Source organism: Anabaena sp. UHCC 0253 (genome assembly GCF_009712085.1).
Lineage (GTDB): Bacteria > Cyanobacteriota > Cyanobacteriia > Cyanobacteriales > Nostocaceae > Dolichospermum.
Genome location: NZ_VILD01000009.1, coordinates 286,880 through 292,458, shown reverse-complemented (window position 1 = coordinate 292,458; position 5,579 = coordinate 286,880). Strand labels below are relative to the sequence as shown.

Below are 5,579 nucleotides of genomic sequence, written 5' to 3'. Positions count from 1 at the left end.
ATCCGCTCCTATGATTATTCTGAAAATTTCTGCTACATCGGGAAAGAAAATTATGTAAATTTAAATACATATTTTGGGTACTTTTTGACAACTAGTAGTATGGCCTTGAGTATAGCAACTTGCATCACTTGCCTAAAGCCTCTATCGGAATTGACTACAATAGTACATTGGTAGTGAAACTATTATTCAATTTATAAAAATCATGATTGGTGATTGGTGATTGGTAAGAATTATTTCTCCTACTCCCTGCTCCCCTGCTCCCCTGCTCCCCTGCTCCCCTGCTCCCCTGCTCCCTGCCCCCTGCTCCCTGCCCCCTCGACTCTCATGGTTTATAAATAAAATCTGTATTTTTTTTTGTTCTCAGACTTTCTCGTTATAAATAGCCTCCCTCTTTGCGATATGATTGGGGTCAACGATATCAACTTATAGGCATAAATACAGAGGGGCAAGACACTGTGATTAGAGTTGCAATTAACGGTTTCGGGCGCATTGGACGTAACTTCGCACGCTGCTGGGTAGGTAGAGAAAACAGCAATATTCAACTGGTCGGTATTAATGACACATCCGATCCTAGAACTAATGCTCACTTGCTTAGATATGACTCCATGCTAGGTAAATTGCATGGTGTAGACATTAGTGCTGATGATAACTCCATCACCATTAATGGTAATACAGTTAAGTGCGTATCTGATAGAAACCCCGATAACTTGCCCTGGAAAGAGTGGGGAATTGACCTGATTATCGAATCAACAGGTGTATTTACCAGCAAAGAAGGGGCTATGCGGCACGTAAATGCCGGAGCTAAAAAGGTTCTGATTACCGCTCCTGGCAAAAATGAAGATGGTACTTTTGTAATCGGTGTAAATCATGAGGATTATGACCACAACAAACATAACATCATCAGTAATGCTAGTTGTACAACCAACTGTTTAGCTCCAATTGCCAAGGTATTAGATGAAAAATTTGGTATCATCAAAGGCATAATGACCACTACCCACAGCTACACAGGTGATCAGCGTTTACTAGACGCTTCCCACCGTGATTTGCGTCGGGCTAGAGCAGCAGCTATCAACATTGTTCCTACTTCCACTGGTGCAGCAAAAGCAGTAGCTTTGGTACTTCCTCAGTTGAAGGGTAAGTTAAATGGTGTTGCTTTGCGTGTACCAACTCCTAACGTTTCCATGGTGGATTTCGTAGTGCAAACTGAAAAGCGCACTATTACCGAAGAAGTTAACCAAGCTCTTAAGGCTGCGGCTGAAGGTCCTCTGAAAGGCATTTTGGGTTACACCGAATTGGAACTTGTATCTTCTGATTATCAAGGTACAAATGAATCTTCTATCGTTGATGCCAATTTAACTATTGTTATGGGTAATGACATGGTGAAAGTCATGGCATGGTATGACAATGAGTGGGGTTATAGCCAACGTGTTCTAGATTTGGCTGAATTAGTAGCTGCAAAATGGGCTTAATTGTTAATTGTCTTTTGTCAGTTGTTCGTTGTTTCAATACCACTGACCACTGACTATTGATTAATGGGCGCAGGCCTTTGACTAATGGGCGCAGGCCCTGCGCCCCTACTGACCGAAATGTTGAAATCCCTGGCTGAGGCTCAGAACTTGGTCGGGGATTTCTGCTTGTTGATACTGGAGAATTACTGTTGAGCCGGGGGTGATTTTGCCGATTATGGCTGCACCTGTGCCTAGTTGTTGCACTAATTTTAATGCAGGTTCTAGTGGTAAACATAGGACTAATTCAAAATCTTCGCCACCATAAAGGGCATATTCTAATGATTTTTCTGGTGTTAGCCACTCTTGAAAGGCTGATGGTAAGGGTATTTTATGAGATTCTATAATTGCACCGACGTGACTGGCTCGGCAAATTTGTAATACTGCATCTGCTAAACCGTCGCTGCTATCCATACCAGCTACAGTAACTTGAGGTTGGGATTCTCGGATTTTTTGGAGGATGGGTATAATATCTAAACGTGGTTTGGGGCGCTGGTGTGCGGTGATTAAAGCCGCCTTTTCTTCAGTTTTGAGGTGTTGTCCGATTTTTGGGTGTAAGAGTAATTCCAAGCCTACATGAGAACCGCCATGAGTGCCTGTGACGACTATCACATCTTCTGGTTGAGCCGTGGAACGCCGGATCATGAAATTGGGGTGAGCTTGACCAAAGGCAGTAATTGCTAAAGTGGTAATGGGCGATCGCACAATATCACCACCAACTATAGGCACATTGTACTTTTGCAAGCATTCTGTCATTCCCGTATATAGTCTTTCCACCCAACTGACAGTTACATCACCAGGTAAACCCAATCCCACTGTTATTCCCACCGGATTTGCCCCCATTGCGGCTAAATCGGATAAATTAGCCGCCGCAGCCCGCCAACCTGCATCCTCTGGTGAGGTGGTAACATCACTAAAATGCACGCCGTCAACGAGCATATCTGTAGTAACTATTAAAGATTGGTTTGGTAAGGTTTCCAAAACTGCCGCATCATCTCCAATTACATCTGGTGGACAAAACCGTTGTAATCTTTCTAAAAGACCTTGTTCACCAATATCTCGAATTCGTAGGGAAGATAAATCTTTATTCATAATAAAATTTACTGATTACTTTACAGACTAAAATAAAAGTATCATCTAGGAGACTATTGATATGGTTTCTACAGTTGGCATCACAGACACCATTAAAAGTTTGAGTGATTTACAAATTCGTTGTAACTTACACCAAGCAGAAGATGAAAACTTTTTTAATGAATGGTTAACAGACTTACCCCAACTCAATCCACAAGAACAATCAGGTGTTAATCGCATCAAACAGCGTTATGATTATCATCGCGTTGATGGTCTATTATTAGAAGGGACAATTAATCTTTTAGTCGTTTCGCCACTTTTGGAACTTGCAGGTTTTTTAGATTCTCCTTACCGAATTCGCTCACCTTATGGGATCAATTTAGAAATTGAAGAACCTGAAGAAACAATTCGCGGTTTTATTGATGTCCTTATTGTACAAGAAAAACTTTGGATTTTTGTGGTTGAATCTAAACGAAATAGCATTCCAGTTGTCACAGCAATACCGCAGTTATTAGCCTATATGTTAACTAATCCCCACCGGGATAAATCTGTATTTGGTATGGCTACAAATGGCGATGAATTTATATTTATAAAACTCGCTATCACAGACAAACCTCAATATGAGGTATCCCGCACATTTTCCCTGTTTCCCCGACGACATGAATTAGCTGAAGTTTTGCAAATTTTAAAACGATTAGGAGAAGCTGTTATTGCATAATAGTGGTATGAATTATGTTATGCCTACAGCACGCTGCACGAACGCGCAAAGTCGCAAAGTTTGAGATTTTAATTTTTTAATTTCATATTCCAATTCTGGGCGTTGCTGATTAAGAGTATGATTTTGTTTCACGCAGAGGCGCAGAGACGCAGAGTCACAGAGAGTAAGAGTTTGAACTCATTAATTTTTGAATTTCATACCCTAATTTAGCAACGCCACTTTTTTTGTTAAATTCTAATCATGGGTTGTTCCATCTGGCATAATTGCACCAGTGAGATTTGCTTCTTCTAGATTTGCACCGCTGAGATTTGCATCTTTTAAGTTAGCTTTTTCTAGATTGGCATTACTCAAATCTGCCCCACGTAAATCAGCTAAGGTTAAATTTACCTCACTTAACTCTTCTTGCGCTAAACCAGCACCGCAAAGTTTAGCTTGACTCAAATTTGCACCATGAAATTCTGGACAGTGAAAAGTTGCCCCTATTAAATTTACGCAACTTAAATCAGCACCTCTGAGATTTGTCCTTCTTAATATTGCTTCTGTCAAATTTGCTTGACTTAATTGAGCCGCACTTAAGTTAGTGTCTTCTAAATTTGCCTGGTTCAAATTTGCTCCTGTAAGATTTGCCGCAGTGAAGTTTGCACCATCAAGGTTTGCTTGACTTAAGTTAGCTCCTTGTAGGTCTGAACCAGATAAATTGACATTATTCAAGTTAGCACCAGCAAAATTAGCATTTTGTAGCGAGACACCAGGAGAAATCAAATATGCTCCAAATTCAGATGGATTAAAACCTCTGGGGAAGATAGTTAATTTGTCATAATAGCTATGTTGCAAATTTGTTTCCTGAAGATTTGCTCCTTCAAGATTTGTTTCTAAGAGATTTGTATTACTCAAATTTGCATTACTTAAATTTGCTTTCATCAAATTTACTCCCCTCAAATTTACTCCACTTAAGTTAGCTCCATTTAGATTAGCTAAACTAAAATTTATTTCATTATCTAAAATGGCTTCACTGAGATTAGCTTCACTCAAATTAGCCTGCCGTAAAGATGCACCTGTCAAATCAACTTCACGAAGATTAGCTTTTTTCAAGTTTGCCTTATCTAGCTTTACCGAGTTGAGGTTTGTTTTATGAAGATAAGCATCTTCTAGAGTAGCTTCAGTTAATTTTGCATTTGATAAGTCGGCTTCACTGATATCTGCTCCACTCAAATTTGCACGAGTTAGGTTTGTATAACTAAAGTTAGCAGCAGTTAGATTAGCAAAACTTAAATTAGCTTGACTTAAATTGGTGTTAGATAAGTTAGCGTTACCAAAATTTGCACCACTCAAATTTGCGCCTTTCAAATTCAGATTACTCCAGTTTACATCGGTTAAAATCGCATTTTTCAAATTAGCTTGACTGAGGTTAACTTCATCTGCTAGAGTTCTTTCACTCAAATCTACATCAGCTAAATTAACCCCTGTAAAATCTCTTTCTCCATCTTCATACCTGCACCAAAACTCCTCTGCACTAACAGGGATATCATGACAATCTTTTTCTCCTACATAAATTCTATTAACCAACCACATTATTCTCTCAAGCTGAAATTCTAAATCTCTAAAATTTCTACTATTTTCCGTCTCTTCTGCCACTACATCAACTTCTTCCTTATTACTTTCAACAATATCAATATTTTTAATAATAACTTCTTTTTCTATCAATATACCTTGACTTTCTCGCCGTTCTACCCTTTCAAAAAACTCCTTGACTATTTCTGCATCATCCAGAGTTTTTATCTCAGTTGAATTTTCATCACCATTCAAAACTTCACTCACATTAGACGACAAATTTAAACACTTTTGCAACTCAGCCACTTGAGCAGTTAACTGGATTATCTCTTGTTGCATAGTTTGAATTAGTTCTAATTCAGGTCTATTGTTAAATTCCTGTTTTAGTTCATCAAAATACTGTTTTAACCAAGAAATATTTTTGCGTCTGAGATTTTGCTCGGCTTCAACTTGAAAAATCCGATCTGCCAAAGATGCTAAATTGAGTTCTGATTCCGAAGTATTCATGAATTTTGCTAACTGTATTATTTCTATATTTTAGGTTAAGTTTGTAGTTGGCACTTTAGTGCTAAAGCACCAACTACGAACAATAATTAATTAAGCTGCTTGTGGCTGAACTAAATTTTCGATGCCTTGAATAACAGTTGCGGATTCAATTTTGTCACCGGCTTTGAGTTTATCTAAAACCCTCTTGACCTGCGGTGAGATAACCAAATACAGCATAACGACCATCT

General features: G+C 38.9%; 4 protein-coding genes. 2 read left to right on the top strand and 2 right to left on the bottom strand.

Translation table 11 applies throughout. The features are described 5' to 3' along the window. The first annotated feature begins 455 nt into the window (after positions 1-455). Positions 456-1,469: a type I glyceraldehyde-3-phosphate dehydrogenase gene (locus FJR38_RS22820; protein ID WP_168498626.1), complete on the top strand. Its 1,014-nt coding sequence runs from the start codon at positions 456-458 to the stop codon at positions 1,467-1,469. A gap of 105 nt (positions 1,470-1,574) precedes the next feature. Here FJR38_RS22820 and thiL read toward each other — a convergent pair whose 3' ends face one another. Then, on the bottom strand, positions 1,575-2,597 hold the full coding sequence (thiL, locus tag FJR38_RS22815; RefSeq protein WP_168539580.1) for a thiamine-phosphate kinase: 1,023 nt from the start codon (positions 2,595-2,597) through the stop codon (positions 1,575-1,577). 61 nt (positions 2,598-2,658) lie between these two features. Here thiL and FJR38_RS22810 point away from each other — a divergent pair, with 61 nt between their 5' ends. After that, positions 2,659-3,294, top strand: a complete 636-nt coding sequence (locus FJR38_RS22810) for a type I restriction endonuclease (protein WP_168539579.1) — start codon at positions 2,659-2,661, stop codon at positions 3,292-3,294. Positions 3,295-3,528: 234 nt separating this feature from the next. On the opposite strand, the gene FJR38_RS22805 is transcribed toward FJR38_RS22810, so the two are convergent. After that, a complete protein-coding gene (locus tag FJR38_RS22805) occupies positions 3,529-5,352 on the bottom strand; it encodes a pentapeptide repeat-containing protein (RefSeq protein WP_168539578.1) in 1,824 nt (607 codons plus the stop codon). Between the last annotated feature and the right edge of the window lie 227 nt (positions 5,353-5,579).

What these genes read in the sequence shown, in the direction of transcription:
- thiL (WP_168539580.1), bottom strand. Translation starts at nt 2,597, where the DNA reads ATGAATAAAGATTTATCTTCCCTACGAATTCGAGATATTGGTGAACAA.
- FJR38_RS22805 (WP_168539578.1), bottom strand. Translation starts at nt 5,352, where the DNA reads ATGAATACTTCGGAATCAGAACTCAATTTAGCATCTTTGGCAGATCGG.
- FJR38_RS22810 (WP_168539579.1), top strand. Translation starts at nt 2,659, where the DNA reads ATGGTTTCTACAGTTGGCATCACAGACACCATTAAAAGTTTGAGTGAT.